The organism is Novosphingobium sp. G106, assembly GCF_019075875.1.
Classification (GTDB): domain Bacteria; phylum Pseudomonadota; class Alphaproteobacteria; order Sphingomonadales; family Sphingomonadaceae; genus Novosphingobium.
Map to the genome: position 1 here is coordinate 31,068 of NZ_JAHOOZ010000001.1, position 21,042 is coordinate 52,109.

20 protein-coding genes are annotated in these 21,042 nt (G+C 61.4%); 9 read left to right on the top strand and 11 right to left on the bottom strand.

The window, feature by feature from the left end; genetic code table 11:
* Positions 1–11: 11 nt before the first annotated feature.
* Complete coding sequence (locus tag KRR38_RS00190) at positions 12–2,096, bottom strand: catalase (RefSeq protein WP_217397449.1); 2,085 nt, start codon at positions 2,094–2,096, stop codon at positions 12–14.
* 53 nt (positions 2,097–2,149) lie between these two features.
* Here KRR38_RS00190 and KRR38_RS00195 point away from each other — a divergent pair, with 53 nt between their 5' ends.
* The 3 genes from KRR38_RS00195 (at position 2,150) to KRR38_RS00205 (ending at position 5,137) form a co-directional block, all read left to right on the top strand.
* Entirely contained in the window at positions 2,150–4,096 is a 1,947-nt protein-coding gene (locus KRR38_RS00195; RefSeq protein ID WP_217397451.1) for an asmA family protein, read from the top strand.
* Between the two features lie 126 nt (positions 4,097–4,222).
* Entirely contained in the window at positions 4,223–4,702 is a 480-nt protein-coding gene (locus KRR38_RS00200; protein ID WP_217397453.1) for a hypothetical protein, read from the top strand.
* A gap of 156 nt (positions 4,703–4,858) precedes the next feature.
* A complete protein-coding gene (locus KRR38_RS00205; RefSeq protein ID WP_217397455.1) occupies positions 4,859–5,137 on the top strand; it encodes a hypothetical protein in 279 nt (92 codons plus the stop codon).
* 528 nt (positions 5,138–5,665) lie between these two features.
* Here the strand turns inward: KRR38_RS00205 and KRR38_RS00210 are convergent.
* The 6 genes from KRR38_RS00210 to KRR38_RS00235 all read right to left on the bottom strand — a co-directional run bounded on the left by KRR38_RS00210 (position 5,666) and on the right by KRR38_RS00235 (position 12,776).
* Positions 5,666–6,277: an alpha-L-arabinofuranosidase C-terminal domain-containing protein gene (locus KRR38_RS00210; RefSeq protein ID WP_309141175.1), complete on the bottom strand. Its 612-nt coding sequence runs from the start codon at positions 6,275–6,277 to the stop codon at positions 5,666–5,668.
* Positions 6,278–6,305: 28 nt separating this feature from the next.
* The gene (locus KRR38_RS00215) at positions 6,306–6,551 is read right to left on the bottom strand and encodes a CoA transferase (protein WP_309140937.1); all 246 of its coding nucleotides are present in this window, start codon (positions 6,549–6,551) and stop codon (positions 6,306–6,308) included.
* 115 nt (positions 6,552–6,666) lie between these two features.
* Positions 6,667–8,133, bottom strand: coding sequence for an aldehyde dehydrogenase family protein (locus KRR38_RS00220; protein WP_217397459.1), 1,467 nt, complete (start codon positions 8,131–8,133; stop codon positions 6,667–6,669).
* Positions 8,134–8,193: 60 nt separating this feature from the next.
* Positions 8,194–8,934, bottom strand: a complete 741-nt coding sequence (locus tag KRR38_RS00225; RefSeq protein WP_217397461.1) for an SDR family oxidoreductase — start codon at positions 8,932–8,934, stop codon at positions 8,194–8,196.
* Positions 8,935–8,968: 34 nt separating this feature from the next.
* On the bottom strand, positions 8,969–10,288 hold the full coding sequence (locus KRR38_RS00230) for an amidohydrolase family protein (RefSeq protein ID WP_217397463.1): 1,320 nt from the start codon (positions 10,286–10,288) through the stop codon (positions 8,969–8,971).
* A 238-nt stretch (positions 10,289–10,526) separates the two neighbouring features.
* On the bottom strand, positions 10,527–12,776 hold the full coding sequence (locus KRR38_RS00235; RefSeq protein ID WP_217397465.1) for a TonB-dependent receptor: 2,250 nt from the start codon (positions 12,774–12,776) through the stop codon (positions 10,527–10,529).
* 430 nt (positions 12,777–13,206) lie between these two features.
* On the opposite strand from KRR38_RS00235, the gene KRR38_RS00240 reads away from it, so the two are divergent.
* From KRR38_RS00240 to KRR38_RS00265, 6 genes are all read left to right on the top strand, one after another.
* The gene (locus KRR38_RS00240; protein WP_217397467.1) at positions 13,207–13,779 is read left to right on the top strand and encodes an AMP-binding protein; all 573 of its coding nucleotides are present in this window, start codon (positions 13,207–13,209) and stop codon (positions 13,777–13,779) included.
* On the top strand, positions 13,736–14,869 hold the full coding sequence (locus KRR38_RS00245) for an AMP-binding protein (RefSeq protein ID WP_217397469.1): 1,134 nt from the start codon (positions 13,736–13,738) through the stop codon (positions 14,867–14,869). The genes KRR38_RS00240 and KRR38_RS00245 overlap by 44 nt, the downstream gene beginning before the upstream one ends.
* Before the next feature lie 51 nt (positions 14,870–14,920).
* A complete protein-coding gene (locus tag KRR38_RS00250) occupies positions 14,921–15,172 on the top strand; it encodes an alpha/beta hydrolase domain-containing protein (protein WP_217397471.1) in 252 nt (83 codons plus the stop codon).
* 700 nt (positions 15,173–15,872) lie between these two features.
* Positions 15,873–16,652 (top strand): SDR family NAD(P)-dependent oxidoreductase, encoded by a 780-nt coding sequence (locus KRR38_RS00255; protein WP_217397475.1) that lies wholly within the window; start codon positions 15,873–15,875, stop codon positions 16,650–16,652.
* A gap of 10 nt (positions 16,653–16,662) precedes the next feature.
* Positions 16,663–17,091, top strand: a complete 429-nt coding sequence (locus KRR38_RS00260; protein WP_217397477.1) for a DUF3237 domain-containing protein — start codon at positions 16,663–16,665, stop codon at positions 17,089–17,091.
* Complete coding sequence (locus KRR38_RS00265; protein ID WP_217397479.1) at positions 17,091–17,444, top strand: nuclear transport factor 2 family protein; 354 nt, start codon at positions 17,091–17,093, stop codon at positions 17,442–17,444. The genes KRR38_RS00260 and KRR38_RS00265 overlap by 1 nt, the downstream gene beginning before the upstream one ends.
* On the opposite strand, the gene KRR38_RS00270 is transcribed toward KRR38_RS00265, so the two are convergent.
* From KRR38_RS00270 to KRR38_RS00285, 4 genes are read right to left on the bottom strand one after another with little or no spacing between them, the layout of a single operon-like run.
* On the bottom strand, positions 17,441–18,886 hold the full coding sequence (locus KRR38_RS00270; protein WP_217397481.1) for an aminoglycoside phosphotransferase family protein: 1,446 nt from the start codon (positions 18,884–18,886) through the stop codon (positions 17,441–17,443). The genes KRR38_RS00265 and KRR38_RS00270 overlap by 4 nt on opposite strands.
* Positions 18,883–19,284: a GFA family protein gene (locus KRR38_RS00275; RefSeq protein ID WP_217397483.1), complete on the bottom strand. Its 402-nt coding sequence runs from the start codon at positions 19,282–19,284 to the stop codon at positions 18,883–18,885. The genes KRR38_RS00270 and KRR38_RS00275 overlap by 4 nt, the downstream gene beginning before the upstream one ends.
* A 19-nt stretch (positions 19,285–19,303) precedes the next feature.
* Entirely contained in the window at positions 19,304–20,137 is an 834-nt protein-coding gene (locus tag KRR38_RS00280) for an SDR family oxidoreductase (protein WP_217397485.1), read from the bottom strand.
* A 2-nt stretch (positions 20,138–20,139) separates the two neighbouring features.
* Positions 20,140–21,015, bottom strand: coding sequence for an enoyl-CoA hydratase (locus tag KRR38_RS00285; protein WP_217397487.1), 876 nt, complete (start codon positions 21,013–21,015; stop codon positions 20,140–20,142).
* Positions 21,016–21,042: the final 27 nt, after the last annotated feature.

Sequence of the window (21,042 nt, forward strand, 5' to 3'; positions counted from 1 at the left end):
GGCCGCGAGCCTCATGCCAGGGTTCGAAGCTTTGGCTCGCGGGCGTAGAAGCGGCGCGAAGCAGCCTTCAAGAATTTCGCGTCGAGGCCCGTGACCCCGTCGTCCGGCTCCACGCCCGCCTTGTCGAGCAGAGGTCTGGCAGCCGAACTCGCGCCAATGGCCTTGAGGTGGCCGAAGGCATCCATGACGAACTGGACCGCGGCGCCCTCCTTGAGCAGGGCGGCGGTGCCCGCCTCGGACAGTACGAGTGCGACTGCATCGAAAATCTGACTGGGCGATCCCGCAAGTTGGCCATCGGCCTTGCAGACCCTGCCGTCGCTCAGCTTCGCGCCGCCCACCTTGGGTGCGACGATGACAGGCTTGCCCTTGGCTTTCTTCACCGCTGCGACCACGGCGTCGAGCTCCGTCGCATCGGTTCCGTCGGCGATCAGAATGCCGACCGCGCGGCCTTCGAGCGTGTCGTGCATGTTCTTGTGGATCGACAGGGCATCGGATTGCGGCATGTCCACCGGCGCGCGGGCGGCCGGCGCCTTCTTCGGCAAAGGAATGCCCAGCCCTTCGGCGACGCGCTTGGCCAGGTCCTCGTCGACGTTGCGCAGATTGGCGACCATACGACCAGGAACCTGGTCGAGCAGGCCGACCTTCGACAGTTCGAACACGAAGGACGAGGCGATATGCGCCTGCTCGCTTTCCGTCTGCGAGATAAAAAACAGCCTGGCCTGGCTATAATGGTCGGCAAAGGTCTCTGAGCGCACGCGCAGCTTGTCGCCTTCCTCGCTTTCGCCGGTCGGCTCGGTCGTCGTGGCGAAGCCCTTGGCCGGGGTCTCGCGCGGCCCGCCTTCCTCGCCGTGATCGGTGAGGCTGTTGGGTTCGTAGTTGCCGCGGCCCTTGGGCACCATCATTTGCATCTGGCCGTCGCGCTGGAAGTTCTGGAAGGGGCAGCGCGGTGCGTTGACCGGGATCTGGTGAAAGTTGGCCGTGCCCAGGCGCGATTTCTGCGTGTCGAGATAGGAGAACAGCCGGCCCTGGAGCAGTGGGTCGTTCGAGAAGTCGATGCCCGGCACGATATTGGCCGGACAGAAGGCAACCTGCTCGGTTTCGGCGAAGAAGTTGTCGACGTTGCGGTCCAGCACCAGCCGGCCGATGATGCGGACTGGCACGTCGTCTTCGGGGATCAGCTTGGTGGGGTCGAGCACGTCATAAGGCTGAGCTTCCGCGAAAGCCTTGTCGAAAACCTGAATGCCGAGCTCCCACTCGGGGAAATTGCCGCTGTCGATCGCCTCGAACAGGTCGCGGCGATGATAGTCGTTATCGGCGGCCTGGAGCTTGAGAGCTTCGTCCCAAATCGTCGACTGCAGGCCGAGCTTGGGTTTCCAGTGGAACTTCACGAAGTGACTTTCGCCCGCCTCATTCACCAGAACGAAGGTGTGGATGCCGAAGCCCTCCATCGTGCGCAGCGAACGTGGCAGGGTGCGGTCGGACATCGCCCACATCAACATGTGGGTCGTCTCCGGCATCAGCGAAGCCCAGTCCCAGAAGGTATCGTGCGCGCTCCCCGCCTGCGGATAGCCGCGGTCGGCCTCCATCTTCACGGCATGGACCAGGTCGGGAAATTTAATCGCGTCCTGGATGAAGAAAACCGGGATGTTGTTGCCGACGAGGTCCCAATTGCCTTCGGTGGTGTAGAACTTGACCGCGAAGCCGCGGACGTCGCGCGGTGTGTCGACCGAACCTGCGCCTCCGGCGACGGTGGAGAAGCGAACGAAGGTCTCGGTCCGCTCGCCCTTACGGAACAGCGCGGCCTTGGTGAGATCGGAAATGTCGGCAGTCGCTTCGAAATAGCCGTGCGCGCCCGAACCGCGGGCATGGACGATCCGCTCGGGAATCCGTTCATGGTCGAAGTGGAAGATCTTCTCGCGCAGGACGAAGTCCTCAAGCAGCGTCGGCCCGCGCGCGCCACTGCGTAGCGAATTCTGGTTGTCCGAAACCGCGATGCCCTGGTTCGTCGTCAGCATCTCAGCCGAGGCGCGGCCGTCGACTGTCTGGTGGGTCTCGCCGCCATTGCTGCCGGGGGTCTTCTTGGTGGGCTGGGCCATGATCGATCCTTGTGCGGGCTAAGTTACCGTCCAACACGCGAGGCGCGGATTTGATGCGTGCCGGATGTTTTTCGGCTGGGCATTCGCCATCCCATGGCGCGACGCAGGACCGCTGGTTCGGAACGTTCGCTCACCCCGCGCATTTGCAGGCGATGATCCCCGCTCGGCGGCAAGTCAAAGTCGCCATCATCCTTGCCGCGGTCTTCACCGCTTTTTTGGCTCTGGTCGCGGGTGCCTTTCCGGCGAGCTGGCTCAAGGGACTTGCAGAACGCAAGCTTAGCGCCGAGCTCGCGCGCCCGGTGACGATCGCGGCGCTGGAGCGCGAAAGCCCGTTCTCGTTCACGCCGATCCTCCGCGTGAAGGGTGTCGACATCCCGCAGGCCAAGTGGGCAGGGCCGGGCAAACTCGCGTCGATCGCGTCATTGCGGGTGCGGGTTGCGGTTCTGCCCGCGATTTTCGGCCGTGCAAATCCGCAAGTGCTGTCAGCCGAAGGAGTCACGCTCGATTTCGTGCGCGATGCCGACAAGCGCGTGAACTGGCGGAATGGCACGCCGGGCGAAGACGGATCGGGCACTCCTATTTCGCTCGCCGCAATCCAATCGGTAAAGGCTGAAGTTCGCTACCGCGACGCGCATCAGAAGCGCTCGCTGCGCCTCCAGGTCACGATCGATCCGCACCGCGGGCTTGTCGCGGCGGGAACCGGAGAGATAGACGGCAATCCCGTCACGCTCGCCTTGAAAGGCCCCGCGAGCAAGGCCGACGAGCGCTGGCCGTTCGAAGCGAGCATTTCGGGGCCGGCGATCGACATGCGCATGAAAGGCGAGATGGTGGGCCCGTTGCGCACCGATGACATGACGCTGCGCATGACCGCACGAGCCAGCGACCTGAAGCTCATCGATCGCGTGATCGAGGCTGGCTTGTTCGGGACGCAGCCCGTCCATCTCGCCGCAGACGTCACTCACAAGGCTAGGCGATGGACGATCAGCGATCTGTCCGGGACGATCGGAACGAGCCGGCTTGCCGGCCGGCTTGTCGTCGACAAGGTCGGCGGCCGGTCCAAGCTCGACGGCGATATCCGGTTCGCTCGCCTCGACTTCGGGGACCTATCGACCGATGCCGGGCAGGCGGCTGCGCGCGCGTTGGAACAGCGCGAGGGCAAGAAGCTCATTCCCAACACGCGGATCAACATCCGCAAGATCAAGAACACCGACGGGCGCCTCGCGATCCGCATAGACAACATAGTGGGTGCCGGCTCTTCGGCGCTGCGCAGCATGGAAGGCGTGCTCACCCTCGACCACCGCCTGCTGGTCGCCAAGCCGTTCACGATGCGCCTCAGCCGAGGGGTCATTGCGGGCGAGGTTCGCGTCGACCAGCGCCAGGGTCAGGCGCAGCCGACGGTCGCCATCGCGCTCGACATGCGCGGCAGCAGCATCGATGCGCTCGCCGGCGGCACGGGCGAGATCGACGCACCGGTCGACGGGAGAGCACGCCTGACCGGCGTGGGCGACACCATCCGTGAGGTCGTGGGGCAATCCGACGGCACGATCGGCGTCATGGCTCAAGGTGGCTCGTTGCCGGCGAAACTCGCGAGCCTGCTGGGCTTCGATGTCGGTAAAGGACTCTTCACCGGTGAGGGCAAGCAGGCCGCGCTGCGCTGCGCGGCGCTGCGCCTCGACATGCGTCGCGGAATCGGTACGGCGGCGCCGGTCCTTGTCGACACCAGCGAAAGCCAGACGCGAGGCGTAGGCACGATAACGTTCCCCGAAGAGCGGATCGCCTTGACGCTGACCGGCGCGCCCAAACGCAATTCCGTTCTTCGCCTGCCCGGATCGGTCTCTGCGCTTGGAACGATCCGCGATCCCTCGATCATGGTCCCGCGAGACGTCAAGTCGTTCGGCAACGTGCTGAAGGCGGTCGGCCGCGCGTTGACCGGCAAACAGGGTCCCGAGGCGGTCGATACCGATTGCGCGGCGCTGCGCAATCGAACGCTCGGCTTCTGACGCCAACATAGCCGACCTTCAGCGGTTCAAAACGGCTCCCCAATATCTGCCATCGGTTCATCTGCTCCTTGCCGAACCTAGGTGGATCAGGATCCACAACCCTTCGACAATCGTTTGGCATAAGTCGTGGACGATGGACTGACCGATCGCTGGAATTATCCGGCAGAGATTGCCGACGGGCGTGACGCCCTATGTTCAAGGCATGGTCTGCTCAAGGCCGCTTTTGAACTATGCCTTCAAGGCCCGCCGCACCGCTACGTCCCACCGCTTACGCACAAGACCCGCAACCAGGTGACGCCGGGGCGGACGTACCGACTGTCTGTGAATGCGATCGGCGAGCTTCTGGACTATAGTGTGCGCGGGGCGGGGAACTACGCTGGGCACGCGGATCGGCTTCTTCCCTTTCGCCGATATCTGAGCGCCGCGATTTGCACGCTGGCGCGCCCCGACGCGATCTACGACATGAACGTAGATCGCAACCGCGAACAGTGGATGCAGAACGAGCGGATGTTCGCGCTCAATCCGGCCGGGAGGATCCAGACCAAGAAGTTCCGTCCGATCGGCGGTTGTAGATCTCCTGCATTTCTGGCTTTCGTCGACGGATGAGTGGTTCGTCTGTTCGGAACGCAGCAGCTACGATGACTCCGAGGGGAGGGATGTGGTGACCCAGGTCAAGCCGGCCTCGTCCGCTCCGCCTGGGATGGCGCGCGCCAGCACCTTGGCATCCCAGACGGCTGAGGTGCCAAATTGATCCGCCACAGCATGGCGACGATCCTCGCGGATCGCCGGGTCGATCTCATCGAGCTCGAGATGGCGCTAGGGCATAGGGTTTTTGGCAGAACAACGAGCCGCTATGCCGTCTTCGATCCGGAGTATCTGGGCACCATCGCGGGGGGAATCGACGACGTGGTTTCGGACCTAGCCAAGATGGCTGCCGCTTTCATTTCACGCAAAAAATCCAATGAAATACTGGCACTGCCGAGCTTAGGGCGAGAGCAAAAAGCCCCGCTAACGTCTTGCGTTAGCGGGGCTTTTTACTGAATGGCGACTGGTGGGCGTAGCAAGGATTGAACTTGCGACCCCTACGATGTCAACGAAATGGTTGGCGTCAAAAATGGCGGTTTTCCGTCATTTTTCGCATTCATAACCGCGGAACGTGCCATGAACATATCGTGATTCTGCGCGAAGTTCACCCAAGTTTCACCCAAAAATTTTGGGCACAATAGCCGCCAAGGAGCTTAGCGGCGTCGCTAGCTGATCGGTCGCTTGTCGCGGACTGATAGCCCACTTATTTCGTCTCGAACTGCCGTGTGAGAAAACCGCGACCGCGCCTCATAAATTGAGACTGCACGTCGTTGTTTCCCAGAACGAGGACAAGCGAATCACCCCAATGAGCAATCCCAGGTCGATGCGTGTCGACGAATCCCGAGCGAATTTCATCACGATCAACGAGTTTGCGGCCATCGTAAAACCCCCTGATCACGGACATTCGACCGCGGGTGATGGGCTCTCAAAAGCGGTGATCCATTGAGGTCGCTGCCAAGTCTGCGAAGCCGCTTAGGACCAGTTTTATTTCGGAACCTGGACAACCGTGACCGAGCGCGCGGGCAGAGTGAAATGCAGTTTCTCGTCTTTGAGCGGTGCTCGAATGAGACGGGGCGGGACTGCATTGGGTCTCTCGAAGCTGTTGATCTCATCGAGCCTCTCGGCGGTCAGTGTTTCACCCTGGGCTCCTTTGGCTGGAACCCCGTCATTCGCCAAGTCCAACTCTACCGACTTGTCGGGATCGAGATTGGTCATTGCCAGCCAAATGTGGCCGTCTCTCGCCTTTGCAGCCATCGCATCGAGACTCGGCAGATTGATCTGGCCCGAGACATAACGCCCGGCGTCGATTTCAATGGGCAGCGCCGTTGCATCCTGAAAAGGAACGTACATGCGAAACACGTGGTAGCTCGGCGTAAGGTTCAATCTGGGTCCGTCAGTCAGGACCATCGACTGCAGAATGTTCACCACCCGCGCGATGTTCGCCATGCGCACGCGGTCGGCGAGATTGATCGCCGCGGTGATGGCGTCGCGAATGGAGTTCTGTTGTTGAATGTACATGGCGGGGGTTCCTGCCAGAGGCTTGAGCCAGTTCCCCCATCCATCACGACGAGCGCGACCTGCTTCTGCGGATCGTATTTGTCCATGTTCGCCGAATTTTTTTGGATCAGAAGATCCATCTCATAAGCGTTATGGACAGGCCCTCGTCTGTGGAGATATCGACTCCGCCGCTACGCTTGCCGCAGTTCGGGTGCTTCATCATGCCGTTGCGCAGCGGATCGACCTTGCGACCGAACGAACTAATGAAGCCGCGCTGGGTGTCGCCGGGCACCGGGCGCTCGATTTTGATAAAATCCGCCCCCCAATCGGAAAGCACTCCGCCCGCCGCCGGTACGAAAGTGAACTGCGCCACTTCAAGGGCCCCCAATGCCCTTCATAACTTGCGTCATCGATGGTCCTTCCACTGTGCCATTATGTCACCGCGACGACGGGTAAAGGCCGTCCGTCGGCAGGCACATAACTTCCGACTATGCCCTGGTCGCGATGACCTTGGTTTCGAGATATTCCTCGAAGCCTTCGAGGCCCCATTCCTTGCCAAGCCCGCTCTGCTTGTATCCGCCGAAGGGGAGATCGACATCCATCGACATACCGCCGTTGACACCGACCGTGCCGGTGCGGATGCGCTTGGCAACGCGGACCGCGCGGGCCTCGTCGCCCGACACGACACTGCCAGACAGTCCGTATTCGCTGTCGTTGGCGATACGGATCGCGTCTTCATCGTCTTTGAAAGGTATGACTACGAGAACGGGACCAAAGATTTCCTCACGCGCAATTGTCATGTCGTTGGTAACGTCGACAAAACAGGTCGGCTCGATGAAGAAGCCGCCGCCCTTATCGGTGGCTATCTGACCGCCGGCGATCAACCTGGCGCCTTCGCTTTTGCCGGCTTCGATATAGCCCATGACCCGGTCACGCTGGCGCTGCGAAATCAACGGTCCCATGAAATTCGTGGGGTCCTCTGCCTTGCCCCACAACTGCGCGTAAGCGTCATAGGCGTGTTCCAGCACCGTCACCGCTTCGTCGTAGCGGCTTTCCGGTACCAACAGTCGCGTGATCGTCGCGCAGCCTTGCCCCGCGTGATAGCAAACGATCGACTGACCCACAGCCTCGGCGAAATTGGGGGCGTCCTCGAAGATAATAGCTGCGGACTTGCCGCCCAGCTCAAGGAACAGGCGCTTGAGCGTCGGAGCGCCTATCTCCATGATGCGGCGGCCCACCCCAGTCGAGCCGGTGAAGGAAATCACGTCGACGCGCGGATCGGTAACCAGTATTTCACCCAGCAGGGCCGGCTCCTTGCCGCTCACCACGTTCAGCACGCCCGCGGGGAAGCCGGCCTCGGCTGCGAGTTCGCCGATGATCGTGCTCATCAAAGGCGTGTCCGGCGCCGGCTTCAGGATCACGGTACAGCCGAGCAGCAGCGCAGGGATCACCTTGCCCACCGTGATATAGAGCGGCACGTTCCAGGGTATGATAGCCCCCACCACGCCAGCCGGCTCCTTGACCAGGAGGCGGCGATGGACAGAGCCCCAAACCTCCTTGTCGAGCATGGCCTTCTCCCACTCGATCGTGCCGTAGATCTCGAATAGCTTGTCGAAGTGATTCAGAGGGCCATCGACATTGGCCATATTGACGGCGCCCATGGCCGCCCCCGTTTCGTGGATGGCAATGTCGACTAGCCTCTGGCGATTGGCCTTCATCAGTTCGGCCAGCTTGTGCACCAGCGCCAGGCGTTTGTCCGAATTGGTGGGCCAATCGCTATGATCGAACGCGCGCCGCGCCGCGGCGATCGCTTCTTCCATGTCCTCGGCGGAGGCATCGGCCGCATAGGCGACCACCTCACCGGTCCAGGGACTGATATCCTCGTATTTGGCGCCGTTTGCCGCATCGCGCAGCTGGCCATCGATGTAGAGTTTGCCTTCGGGAAGAAATGTCATGGAGTAATCCTGCTCAATTGAGACCGGCCTTGCCGTGCCATAGCGATCAAATGGAAACGATCAGCCGGACTTGCGCGCTTGGTAGGTGGCTATGTCGAGATGCATATCGGCGGGTAGATCGATCAGATACCGAAACAGGCCGGTCGCCGATTCATATTGGGTCGAGCCCCGCTCCATCGGATTGAAACCTCGTTGGAGGCACGCTTGGAAGAAACGCATCCCTGCTTCGGGTTCCATGACGGCCGACTGGCCCGGCCCGGTCATTTGACCCGCGCGAACCGTTGTGACCCGGATATCCCGGTTTTCCAGTTCGAGCTGCAGGCCCTTGGAGAAACGCTCCAACCCTGCCTTTGTGGACTGGTAGACCAGCAAGTGCGGGAACGGCATGTCGACCGATTCCGAGCTGATGTTGATAATCAGCCCTCCCCGTTCCAGCATGGGAATGGCCGACCGCGAGCAGAGCATTGGTCCCGCAAGATTAGTTAGGATGCCGTTCATGATCTGATCGTCGGACGCTTCTTCGATCAAGAAAGGATCGAAGACCGCGGCGTTGTTGATCAAAACGTCGATCCGGGGATGGACGCCGGCGATCTCCGCGAATGCGGCCTTGACCGATGCGGGCGACATGACGTCGCAGGCGGCCGCCATGGCACGCTCGCCGATGCTGCTTGCCACCTCCTGCACCTTGGCCAGCGTACGGCCCAGCAACACGACCTGCTCCCCGTCGCTCGCAAACCGCTGCGCCAACGCCCTGCCCAAACCACCATTTGCACCCGTGATCACGATCACCTTATCGACCATTCGGATACTCCCAATAACGCCGTAAGAGCCTGTATCAGGCGGTTTCGGCGTGCTTCATGAACATCTGCACGATGTCTCCAGACGTGATCGGACGCGCCTCTTCCCCTTCGGCGAGGGGGGCCGAGCCGCCGCTCGAGCGAACTGACGTATCGACGCCCTGCTCCGCCGCTTGGCGCCGCAGAGCCGCCACGGTTAGGTCTTCGCGGCGATGATGCTGGAACGGATCGAACTTGAAATCCCGCATGGCATTGCCGTGGGTTATCTTTTCGATCTGGACCTCTGTCAGATGCTTAATCGTATCCCACAGGCGTTCTGGAACGTGGGGCCACAGCGTGTCGGAATGCGGATAGTCGCATTCGTAGGCGATATTGTCTTCGCCGATTTCGTCGATGTTCTTCAGGCCATAGGCATCGTCGATGAAGCAGCTCGTGAAGTGCTGCTTGAACACTTCGCTCGGCTTTCGCGACCCAAAAATTGCGTTAGAATGGGTCCAGGCCTTGTGCTGTTCGTGCGAGAAGTCGGCGCGTTCCATCAGATAGGGAACCCAGCCGATGCCGCTTTCCGACAGGGCGATGCGTAATGTCGGATGGTTTCGGAGCGCCTTGAGGTTCAGCCAATCGGCTGCGCCGATCGACACCGACATCGGCATTGTCGTGATCCAGGCTTCAATCGGCGTTTCCATCGACGCGTGCGGCGCGGGATTGCCGCCGCCAATGTGCAGGCAAAGCGTTGTGCCGACTTCCGCCGCGACCGCATAGAGCGGTTCCCAATAGGGATTGTGGATGCTGGGCAGCCCGCGCACGGTCGGATTATCGTTCAACGAAACGGCATGACAGCCCTTGTCCGACAGTCGCCTGATCTCCGCCACTGTCGCGTCCATGTCCCACACCGGCAAGAGCCCGCAGGGGATAAAGCGGCCGGGATAAGCGCCGCACCACGCGTCCACATGCCAATCATTGTAGGCCCGCAAGTGGGTAAGTGCCTGCGCCTTGTCCTCCGCCTGGATGAACAGCCCCCCGTCGATCATCGGGAAGCTGGCAAAATTGAGCGACGCTGCGACACCGTTGATGTTCATGTCGGCGATGCGGGCATCGACGTCGTAGCACCCCGGGCGAAGCTGGTCGAACGAGGTTGGCTCCATGCCGTATTCCTCGCGCGGACGCCCGACGACGGCATTGAGCCCGACCGACGGGATGCTCTTGCCTTGGTATTCCCAAAAATTGGTGCCGTCGGTTTTCGTGCGCAGCTTGGGTGCGGTCGCCAGCGCTTCACCCGAGAGGTGCTTGTCGAACATATCTCCCGGCTCGGTGATGTGATCGTCTACGCTAATGATCACGAGATCGTTCATACCCATGATGTGTCGCCTTTTTACGGCCGTCAGGCCTTGAGTTAAGCTCAATCCCAGCGCCGCGGCAGGGAATCGATCGCGATGATGTTACGAGCATGGAACGTCGCCGCTGTGCTCTCATCGAAGCCCGGCGCCAGCCGGCACATTTCCGTATCCGCTCGTCAAAATTAAACACACCGTCGGAACGTCGATAAACGTATTTGTCCTGCCATGGTTGAACTGATGCCGCCGGCCAAGAGTCCCGTCAGAACAGGACACCAAGACGCGCACCCGCGGTGACGGGCTGTGACCAGACCGCGTAATCGCCCGTGAAGGAGCCATTATAGGCCATCTTGTAAGACTTGTTTGTCACGTTATTTGCATAGACTGTGATTTTGTAGCGATCGTCCATGTCCGAGAGGCTCGCCTGCAGATTGAGCGTGGCATACGCGCCCTGACGGAAACGCTGTACCTTCTGCATGGCCGGCGAGGCGGTTGAGCCATAAAGCGAGGGATTGTTGGGGACGAAGGATGATGTGAACTGCACGTTTCCGGCGAGGTTAAGTTTGCCGCCCGCGATCCCTTCGATCGTATAGTCCAGCGCGGCATTCCCCGAAAATTCCGGTGCCCGCGCCATCTCTTGATCGGTCCAATCCTGGACTTGATTAGTGATGTTAGTCTGAGTGAGGGAATTTAAGCCCGTTCCCAGTGCATTGGCAAATGCACCATATCTTGCATGTAGATAGGCAACCCCAATTCGCGCATTGAGGTTGTGCACCGGCTGGGCAGAGAGCAGGGCATCTACCCCGTAAACCTTTGCCTTGGGCGAGTTGCTAACGATATTGATCAAGCCGCCAGATGGAAGGAGCTGTGTTTGACCAACTTGCAAATCACGGTAATCATAATAAAAACCCGCCGTCTCGAATTGAAACACAGAATTGGCGGTTTTTAAGCCTATCTCGTAAGCAGTGTTTCGTTCGGGTTTGAACGGGTTAAACTGTCCATTCGCGTCGGGACCATTGGGATTGAACCCGCCGGTCCGAAATCCTCTTGAAATAGATGCATACACATTAGTGCGGGGGCTGATCTCGTAACGCACAGACGCCTTCGGCGTAAAAGCGTCGAACTTAACGTTTTGATCCATAGGGGCAATTATTACCGCATTTGTGGTGCGGCTGTATCTGGCAAATCGTACACGTTTATCTTCGTGTGTGTAACGCGCGCCAACGTTGAGAACGAACTGGTCCGTTACGTTAAGCGAAGCATCCACGTAGCCGGCGAAGGCCTCCGCGTTGAGTTGGATCGAGGTTCGCGTGTTGCCAGAGAAAGGGCCAAAACCGAGGGAGTTGGTCGACTTCAAATCATCGTGATAGTAGCTGGCGCCGACTATCAAATTCAATCCCTCGATAGTAGTCACGTTGAAATCGAGCGTCTGTTGGATCGTCTTTTGAGTAAAATCGGCCGTCGAGATGATGAGGTCTGCAGGACTGGAGTCGAAATCGTAGGCGCTTTTTGTCTTGCGAACCGCATAGCCAGTGTACGAGGTAATTTTTCCGGATCCGGCACTATGCTCGAGCTTAAAAGTGCCCTCGCCGAGTTTTACTCTTTGGACGGACGGAATTGTTCCCGAGGCTGTCCGGGGTTGGGCAGCCCTGGCGGGCGGCGCAGGCAGCAGTGGCGAGGCATGATCAAAGACAGTGAAGATGACACCGCGGGGATCCGATGCCAGCGCGTAATTGGCGCCGATGGTCGCAGTGGTGTTTTCACCCAGATCGAATGCGAGCTTCGCGCGCGCCGACCTCTGTTTTATCGGGGCGGCGTTGCCGACAACCCGGCCAGTGCTGTCGAGCTGCTTGTAGTAACCATCGCTTTCGCGGTTGTAGGCGGACAGGCTGAAGCGGATCTTGTCCGTCACTGGGCCAGAGAGGTAACCGCTGAGGGAGACTTCGTCGTAACGGGCATACCCTGCTTCAAATTTGCCGGTCAGTACATCGGACGGCGCCTTGGTGTTCATGAGGATGGCTCCGCCCGTGGCGTTGCGTCCCCACAGCGTGCCCTGCGGACCCTTCAGAATTTCGATACTTGCCAAGTTGGAGATGTCGCCGTTGATCGAAAGATTGTCCGGAACATAGAAGCCATCGACGTAGATCGCGACGTTATTCTCGAACCCCACGCCGGTAGTCAGGGTCGTAATGCCGCGGATTGCGGGCTGCGTGCAGCAGCCGGCAAAATTGATCTGAACGCCTGGCGCCAGTCGGTTAAGGTCGTGCACACTGACTACGCCGGATTTTGCGACGGACTCTTCGGAAATCGCGACGATCGACATTGGCACATCGGCCAGTCTTTCGTCACGGCGCTGACCAGTAACAACGATGTCAGCCGGAGAGTACGCAACAGCAGACTCGGAAGCAGGGGAGGGCTTCGACTGGGCGCAAGCGGGACTGGTCGCCAGCGACAACAATGCCGCTCCGCTGAGCAAAGCAATCTTGAACGGATCGAATATGCGTGAACCCATCATTATCCCCCCTCGGCGGACCTTAGCTATCTCGCGAAAACAGACGTCACAGCCGGTTCAAAAAATGCAGCTATAGGCGCGTATTGCATTTGTCAACGACGGGCCATTGGTGGCGGAGCGCTATATGGTTCATCGGTCAAGACGGCGGTCACTGCGACGTTCATGCCATTGCGGCGGGTGGCGAAAACTACGCAATCGAGTCCGGCGAACCGGATGCTGAAACCCTCGGCCTGTGGCTTGAAGCCGCGGTGTTCCAGCCTTTCTAAGAGTGAAATAAACATAGAGAGTTGCAAATTATATATGCGTGCGTATCAGGGTCTCTCCCGTGTGAATGCATGAGCAAAAGAGCATTAGATCCTTCGCGGTTCTGCACAGCTCGAAGTCCATCCCGGATGACGTTACGAAACATTCCAGATTTCGAGAGCCAGTTATGAAATGGACTGAAAAAACCGATCCTAGCGGCTTCCAGACTCGGTGGTCGGACGAACTCGCCCAACGTTATCTCGGGGAGGGTCACTGGACCGATAGTACTCTCGTGGATGCTGCCCGCACCGCAGTGGCCCTGGATCCGGACCATCTCTTGCTCATAGAAGGCGAGAGGCGACTAACCCGCCGGGACGCCTGGGAACAGGCCCTCAGGCTTGCTGGGTTCTTCCTGTCACGCGGCCTCAGACCGGGCGACGTCATCTCTTTCCAGCTTCCCAACTGGATTGAAACCGCGATCATCGCCCTTGCCGCGCGAATGACCGGGCTTGTCATCAACCCGGTTCCACCGATCTACCGAGAATCGGAACTCGCCTATATCCTCGCCGATTGCCGCTCGAAGCTGATCTTCGTTCCTGGCACGTTCCGGAAGCACGATTATCGCGCAATGCTGGACGGATTGCGAGCCTCGCTGCCGCACCTACAGGAGGTCGTGGTCGTGCGCGACAATGGGGGGGCTCACTTGGGAAGACGCGATGACCCTCGCGCCCGCCGACGAGGCGTCCTTGCCGGAGGTTGATCCCGCCTCCGTGATGATGGCCATGTATACCTCTGGCACTACCGGCAAACCGAAGGGTGTGCTGCACACCCACTACAGCTATGACCATCGTGCCCGTGCCATGGGCGAGGCTTGGAAGATCGGCCCGGACGATGTCGTGTTCATGCCCTCGCCGGTCACCCACATCACTGGTGCGCTCTGGGCATTCGATATGACCTGGATCCATGGCTCGGCCAGCGTGCTGATGGACGTCTGGACCGCCGAGGAAGGCGTTCGCTGCATCGAGGAGCACCGCTGCACAGTGAACGGCGGTGCAACACCCTTCTTGCAGCAACTGCTGGATACGGCTGGCGATCGCCCCGAAGCCATCGCGTCGCTGCGCCTGTTCTTCTGCGGCGGCACGACGGTTTCGCCCGATCTCATCCGCAAGGCGAGCGAAACCTTCCCGAATTGTCTCTTCTTCCGTTGCTATGGTTCGACCGAGATGGTTACCGCGACACTGGGCATCCGGGATCGTTCGCAGGCCCGACTTGGTGCCGAAACGGACGGCGAAATCGTCTATCCTGCGGAGTTGAAAATCGTTGACCCGGCCGGCGACTCGCCGCTTCCCGAAGGTGAGGAAGGAGAGATCGTCGCCCGCGGTCCGGGCCTGTTTTTCGGTTATGCCCATCCTTCGGACAACGATGGCAATTTCGACCAGGAGGGCTTCTTCCGCATGGGTGACCTCGGCCGCATTGTGCACGGCAACTATATCGTCATCACCGGGCGCAAGAAGGACATCATCATCCGTTCGGGCGAAAACATCAGCCCCAAGGAAGTGGAGGACCTACTCTACACGCATCCGGCTGTGGCGGATGTCGCGATCGTCGCGATGCCGAGCCCAACGACGGGCGAGAAGGGCTGCGCTTTCATCATCCCACGTCCAGGCACCTCGGTCGACCTGCCCGAGATCCGCCGCTTCCTGGACGCGGCGGGTCTCGCGCGGCAGAAGTTTCCCGAACATCTGGTCTTGGCCGAGGATTTGCCTCGTGTTCCGTCAGGCAAGATCAAAAAGGATGTTCTGCGCATCCGCGCCAGAGAGATCGCAGAAGCAGAGGGCTTGCCCCGCTAACTGGGCCCGGGACACGGATGCAACGCGCGCATCGATATTGGGAGAGGAAGCATGATCTTCCGTAAGACGATCGCCCGCGCCGCGGCAGGTCTCATTCTATCCGTCCAACCCGCGGCAGCGGCCAGCGAATCCGCTGGTGCTCCGGTCGCCGCTGCTGATCGAGCGCTGCCGCAGGTATTGGGCCCGATTCCGGTGACCGCGCAGTCGAGGCCGTTTCTCGGTGCGCCAGCAGCAGCAATCCAAGCCGCCGGCTATGTCGAGGAAGAGTATTTCCTCTCCGGCAACGCTAACACTTATGATTAGACCGGATATCGCCGCAATGTGAAGGTGGTCGCAGGGTCCGGCAAATACGTCACGCGGATACTGGTGATGCGGCCGCGCGATCCGGCGAAGTTCAGCGACAATGCCGACCATCGTGCCTATGTGGCCAAATTCTCGTCAGCGACTGACCGGTTGCTCTCAGAGCGACGGATTTCTGCATAGGATGCTGCCCCCATGAAGGTGTTCGCCAATGAGTCACCCTTTCGGCCAAACATTGACCGACTGGTCCCTGCTCAATCACTGATCTGGGCAGAGTCTGCAAGAAGCTGGGCCAGCCTGTCTGACTGAATCCCCGAACGTTTCTGTGTGGGCCCCGCACCGCGAACAGTCCAAAAGAAACCAGAGCGGGACCGCGCGCCCAGTACCCGGCGTGCCGGCGCCCACGGCAAGTTTCGCAATATATATGCCCGAAGCTGGGAGGTGTCGATGATCAGGCAGGTGGGGCCGGACAGCGCGGTCATCCACCAGATCCAAGCCGCTCGGCCAGCGTCAATCATTCCAAATCGATTTGCCAATGAAATGTATCTGTTGCAATAAGATTTGGCGCAGAAAATCCCGCTTAGCAGGCGTCCGGGTGCCCACGCCGGCACAGATCGCTTCTGCGAAATCGTGCGCGGATTTGCCAATGCCTGGTGTCACGCGATGAAGGCGGACGCCCGGGAAGAAGGGAAGGGACTGCCTCATGCGAATCGATTCCACCATCGCCGCCGTCGTCACCGGCGGTGCATCGGGCCTCGGCCTCGCCACGGTGAACGCGCTGTGCGAAGCGGGAGTGAAGGTGGCGATCTTCGACCTCAATGCCGAATCCGGCGCTCGCGCGGCCGAGGCAACCGGAGCCGTCTTCTGCCAAGCCGACGTGCTGTCCGACGACAGCCTCGACGCTGCCTTCGCCAAAGCGCGCGCGGCGAACGGGCAGGAACGTATCCTCGTCTCCTGCGCTGGCGGCGGCAATGCCAGGACCACGATCCGCAAGGACCGCGAGACTGGAGCGCTAATGGTGTTCCCAACGGCGGAGTTCGCCCGGGTGGTCAACCTCAACGCCGTGGGCACATTCGCCACGATCACGCGCTTTGCGGCGGGAGCCGCGACGCTCGATCCGGTCGGCGGCGAGCGTGGCGCGATCGTCTGCACCGCCTCTGTCGCGGCGCAGGACGGGCAGATGGGGCAGGCGGCCTATGCCGCCGGCAAGGCGGCGATCGCCGGCATGACGCTGCCGATCGCGCGCGACCTCGCGCGCTTCGGCATCCGCATCAACACTATCCTGCCGGGCATCTTCAGCACGCCACTGATGAACCAGGCGGGGCAGGAGATGAAGGACCGGCTGAGCGCGATGACCGCCTATCCGAACCGTTTCGGCGATCCGGCGGAATATGCCAGCCTCGCGCTCGAGCTCTGCCGAAACACCTATATGAACGCGCAGGCTATCCGGCTCGACGCCGGTATACGCTTCGCGGCGAAGTAAGGGGAATACAGTGATCGAACTGATTCCGCTCTGCACCGCTATCATTGATGTTGCGCCTCCGCTTGCCGTCGGAGCCGGGCCGGCAGGCGTTCGAAGCATCAGCGATATCCGCTCTGTCCGAGTTGAGGGCGACCGCATGCGCGCGAGCCTCGCAGGCGCTGCCGCGGCGGATTGGATGGTGCTGAACGGCGTGGTCGGGATCATCGACGTGCGCATGACGCTGCGCACCGACGACGATGCGCTGATCTTTGTTCAGTACGGCGGCAGGCTCGATCTGGCGAATCGGGCCGACGGCCTCTTTGCGCACGTCGCGCCCGTATTCGAAACCGGTGACGAGCGCTATGCGTGGCTGAATGCGATACAAGCGATCGGGAAGGGCCGGCTCGTGACGGGCCCCGACGGTACGCGGATCGAATATGAGTTCTGCGAAGTGCGCTAATGAACGACATGACGCTCGAAGATCTGAACGCCTTCAACATCGAATGGCTGCGGTCTTGGACCGCGAAGGACATTGCCCGCATCGCGGCGATGTACGCCGAGGATTGCAGCTACAAGGACGGCGCCAACACCATGGGCCTGAGCGGGCGCACGATGCTGGTGGCCTATATCGAGAAGCTGTTCCCGGCGGTGCCCGACTGGATCTACACGCCCGACGAGATCTGGCCGGTCGAAGGCGGTTTCTGCGCGCGCTGGTTCCTCGACATGGGCGGGAAGAAGTTGCGTGGCTTCGAACTCGTCCTGCTCCGCGGGCGCGAGATCGTCGCCAACGAGGTCTATACGCACGAACTCTAGGTAATTGCTGCCAGCCCGTCCCAATCTTGCACCGCTGCGGTATTGCGGGTGACAAGCACCTCGAGGAGCTGTGCGTTGTGTGCGTTTCGCTCGACAAAAGCGGCGGCGATCACCGTAAGCCACAGGCCCGAGACGATGTGGCGCCGATAGCTCTCGAGCGCTCTCTCGACCGTGTAATGCGGATCGGCCGCGGCCATCAGGCGCGCATGTTCGGCAATTAGATCGCGCTCGCAGGCGCGTCGCTCTTCGACCGACAGGCTGCCGGAGAGAAAATAGGCGACGTCGTGCTGCGGATCGCCGCTGCCGAGGCTCTGCCAGTCGATCAGGCAGGCGCGCAGGCTTTCGCCCTTGTCCTCGAACAGGACGTTGTCGACCCGCGGGTCGCCGTGAATCAGTGTGCGATAGGCGGGTACGTGTTCGAGCCAGCGTTCGGTGAGCGCACCGAAGCGATCGATTACGGCGAAGGATGCAGCGGGGATGCGGTCGCCCAGCCAGTCGCGCAGCTCGGCCGCGCCCTTGGCATAGGCTGGGAGCAGCGGCCTGGGGCGGCTCAGCCAGGCGAGTTCGAACAAGTCCGGCCGCTGGCAATAGCCGCGGTGGAAGCGCGCCAGTTCGCGAACGACGGCGCCGGCTTCGGTAACCGAGCAGCCGGCGATCTGGTCGCCTGCGCGCGCCGTGCCGGACAAGTCCTCGATTAGCAGGTTGCTCAGGCCGCTATTGTCGCTGGCGCCATAGTAGAGCCGCGGCACGCGAAAGGCGGGCGCGTCGCCGAACAGCGCATAAGCCTGGCACTCGCGTTCGAACGGGCTGATCGCGCTGGCGCCGCCCGGCCACTTGCCGATCTTGCAGATCGCGCTGCGCGGCGCGATGATGTGGCCGTCATTGTAGGCCGCGCGCACCCGCACAGTGGCGCTGGTGGTGCCGTGCCCGATCGGGGTGATCTCGGGTTCCATTGCCAGACGTTGCACCGCGACCGCACCGCCCGCGGCGAACGCGCGCTGCAGCCAGTCGGCAGTGATCCCAGCCGGCGCCTCGATCAGCAGCGGCGGCTCCAGCGCGGCGAGATCGAACATGTCGCCGTCCTCGCCCCAGAAACCTTTGGCATAGCTCGAGTTCCAGCAGCGGGTGAAGCGACCGTCTTGCGCCTCGAACACTTCGATCCCGCACAAAGTGATGTCGCGCCCGTCGCGGCTCACCATGTTCCAAACCGAGGTGACGAATGTGTCGTCGGCATGGAGCACCCGGTGGGTGAACAGCGGCTTCATCGCCAGGCTGCGGTGGATGCGGACGATCTGCTCGTCGTGGCTGAGCGTGGTGACGAAGCCCGGATCGTGGCGGATGATCGGATCGGCGCAAACCTCACGGACGAGCTCGACCTCGCCGGCATTGTAGATCTGCTCCCAATAGATCTCGATCAGCTCGCGCGGCGTGCGGACGGTCATGGCGTCGTCGCGAACTCGGCCACGCCCTCGGGTACGAGGTGGAAGGGCTGGCGATCGACCAGGAAGATCGCGGCCTGCGGTTGACCGTAACTAGCGGGATCGTCGAGCCCGCCGACCTTGAGCACGACCGAGGGGAAGGCCTTCAGCCGGGTGACGAGATGCGTGCCGCAAGTGCCGCAGAACTCGCGCGTGACGGGGTTCGCGATGTCGCTGCGGGCGAAGCTCGCCGGGGTGCCGGCGACATAGCGGAATCCGTCCTGCGGCATCATCATGAAGTAGTTGGGCCCGCCGCCGGTGATGTACTGGCATTCGCGGCAATGGCATTGCGCGCGCAGCGTTGGTTCGCCCTCGGCGACATAGCGCACCGCGCCGCAGTAGCATCCGCCGGTCAGCTGCATGGCGTTCTATCCCCTGAAATCACGCGATGTAGTGCTCGCCCGAGGCGCGCACCGTGATGTCGCTGATCGATATGCCCCACGGCTGATTGACCGTGTGAACGATGGCGTCGGCGATGTGCTCGGGGGTGAGGAAGGCGTAGCCGATGTTTTCGGGATCGGCCAGCGCGCCCGGTGCGTCGCCCTTCAGCTTGCCGTAGTCCTCATAGAAGCTGGCGACGTTATGGCCCATGATGCCGACGCCTGCCGCCTGGTTGACGACGGTGCCCATCAGGGCCGTCGCCATCACGCCGGTCGGCTTGATCACTGTCACCTTGATCCGCCCACGCGCCTCCTGGCGCAGGGCGTGCGAGAAATAGTCGACCGCCGCCTTGGTCGCGCCATAGACCGCGGCACCGGCGGAGGGACGATTGCCGTAGATCGACGAGAGATTGACGATATGGCCGCGCCCCTGCGCCATCATCTGGTCGTAGACGGCGATGCTGCCATGCATGACACCCTTGAAATTGATGTCGATGCAGCGGCTCCAGGCGGGCAGGGCAGCGGCATGATCGGCGATGAAGGCGAGCGGCATTGTCCCGGCATTGTTCACCATGACGTCGATCGCGCCGTAGGCGGTGATCGTGGTGGCGGCGGCGCGGCGCATGTCGTCGATGCTGGTGACGTCGGCGACGAACGCCTGCGCCTCGCCGCCGCCGGCACGGATCGCCGCTGCGGTCGTTTCGGCGGCGTTGCCGTCGATATCGAGGCAAGTGAGCCGGGCGCCTTCGGCGCCCAGCTTCTCGGCCGTCAGCTTGCCGAAGCCGCTGCCCGCGCCGGTGATGATGACGGACTTGCCGGCGATGTGATCACCCATGGCTATTCCGCCTTCTTCGGCGCGCTGGCCATTGCCGGCAGGTTCGTAGTGTCCATGCCATAGCCGAACAGGCGGAAATTCTGCTGGTGGCAGAGGTGGTGGAGCGAGAAGGCCAGGTCGATGGCGTTCATCTGCCCCTGGATATCGAGCGTCTTGTTGACCGCCTCCTTGGCCAGCTTGAGCGCGAACGCGGGCTTGGCGGCGATCTTCTGCGCCATGGCGAGAGTGAAGCTCTTGAGCTCGGCCAGCGGCACGACATGGTTGACCATGCCCAGCCGGTGCGCTTCCTCGGCGTTCCAGGCATCGGCGGTGAACAGGAATTCCTTGGCCTTGCGCGCGCCGAGTTCCCAGGGATGCGCGAGCCACTCGACGCCCGAGACGCCGAAGTTCACGACCGGATCGGAGAACAGGGCATTGTCCGCGGCGATGATGATGTCGCAGACCCAGGCATAGATCAGCGCGCCAGCGATGCATTTGCCTTGCACCGCGCAGATCGTCGGCTTCGAGATATTGCGAATGCGCCGCGCGCTCTCGAGGTAGCCTTCCTTTTCAGAGGCGTACCAGCCATGCGCGCCGGGCTCCATGAAGCCGCTCCAGGTCGAGACGCCAGGGCTCGAGTCCTGCATTGCCTGCTGGTACTGCTCGACCGTGTCGGCGATGTCGTGGCCGGCGGAGAAGTTGCGTCCGTCGGCGGCGAGGATGATCACTTTCACACTATCGTCGCGCAAGGCGCGGTCGAACGCCTCGTTGATCGCGAAGATCAGCGCGGGATTGATGGCGTTGTGCTTGTCCGCGCGGGCGAGGACGACGCGGGCAACGCCCGGTGCGGGCTCGTCGTAGCGGACGAGGTCTTCGTTGCAGACGGGAGCTTCGGTCATGAGACGGAATCTTTCGGTTCTCGGGAG

Bases quoted from the DNA above. Each gene is read 5' to 3' on its own strand.
- KRR38_RS00190 (WP_217397449.1), bottom strand. From the start codon at position 2,096: ATGGCCCAGCCCACCAAGAAGACCCCCGGCAGCAATGGCGGCGAGACC.
- KRR38_RS00195 (WP_217397451.1), top strand. From the start codon at position 2,150: ATGCGTGCCGGATGTTTTTCGGCTGGGCATTCGCCATCCCATGGCGCG.
- KRR38_RS00205 (WP_217397455.1), top strand. From the start codon at position 4,859: ATGGCGACGATCCTCGCGGATCGCCGGGTCGATCTCATCGAGCTCGAG.
- KRR38_RS00220 (WP_217397459.1), bottom strand. From the start codon at position 8,133: ATGACATTTCTTCCCGAAGGCAAACTCTACATCGATGGCCAGCTGCGC.
- KRR38_RS00225 (WP_217397461.1), bottom strand. From the start codon at position 8,934: ATGGTCGATAAGGTGATCGTGATCACGGGTGCAAATGGTGGTTTGGGC.
- KRR38_RS00230 (WP_217397463.1), bottom strand. From the start codon at position 10,288: ATGGGTATGAACGATCTCGTGATCATTAGCGTAGACGATCACATCACC.
- KRR38_RS00235 (WP_217397465.1), bottom strand. From the start codon at position 12,776: ATGGGTTCACGCATATTCGATCCGTTCAAGATTGCTTTGCTCAGCGGA.
- KRR38_RS00240 (WP_217397467.1), top strand. From the start codon at position 13,207: ATGAAATGGACTGAAAAAACCGATCCTAGCGGCTTCCAGACTCGGTGG.
- KRR38_RS00245 (WP_217397469.1), top strand. From the start codon at position 13,736: ATGACCCTCGCGCCCGCCGACGAGGCGTCCTTGCCGGAGGTTGATCCC.
- KRR38_RS00250 (WP_217397471.1), top strand. From the start codon at position 14,921: ATGATCTTCCGTAAGACGATCGCCCGCGCCGCGGCAGGTCTCATTCTA.
- KRR38_RS00255 (WP_217397475.1), top strand. From the start codon at position 15,873: ATGCGAATCGATTCCACCATCGCCGCCGTCGTCACCGGCGGTGCATCG.
- KRR38_RS00265 (WP_217397479.1), top strand. From the start codon at position 17,091: ATGAACGACATGACGCTCGAAGATCTGAACGCCTTCAACATCGAATGG.
- KRR38_RS00270 (WP_217397481.1), bottom strand. From the start codon at position 18,886: ATGACCGTCCGCACGCCGCGCGAGCTGATCGAGATCTATTGGGAGCAG.
- KRR38_RS00275 (WP_217397483.1), bottom strand. From the start codon at position 19,284: ATGCAGCTGACCGGCGGATGCTACTGCGGCGCGGTGCGCTATGTCGCC.
- KRR38_RS00280 (WP_217397485.1), bottom strand. From the start codon at position 20,137: ATGGGTGATCACATCGCCGGCAAGTCCGTCATCATCACCGGCGCGGGC.
- KRR38_RS00285 (WP_217397487.1), bottom strand. From the start codon at position 21,015: ATGACCGAAGCTCCCGTCTGCAACGAAGACCTCGTCCGCTACGACGAG.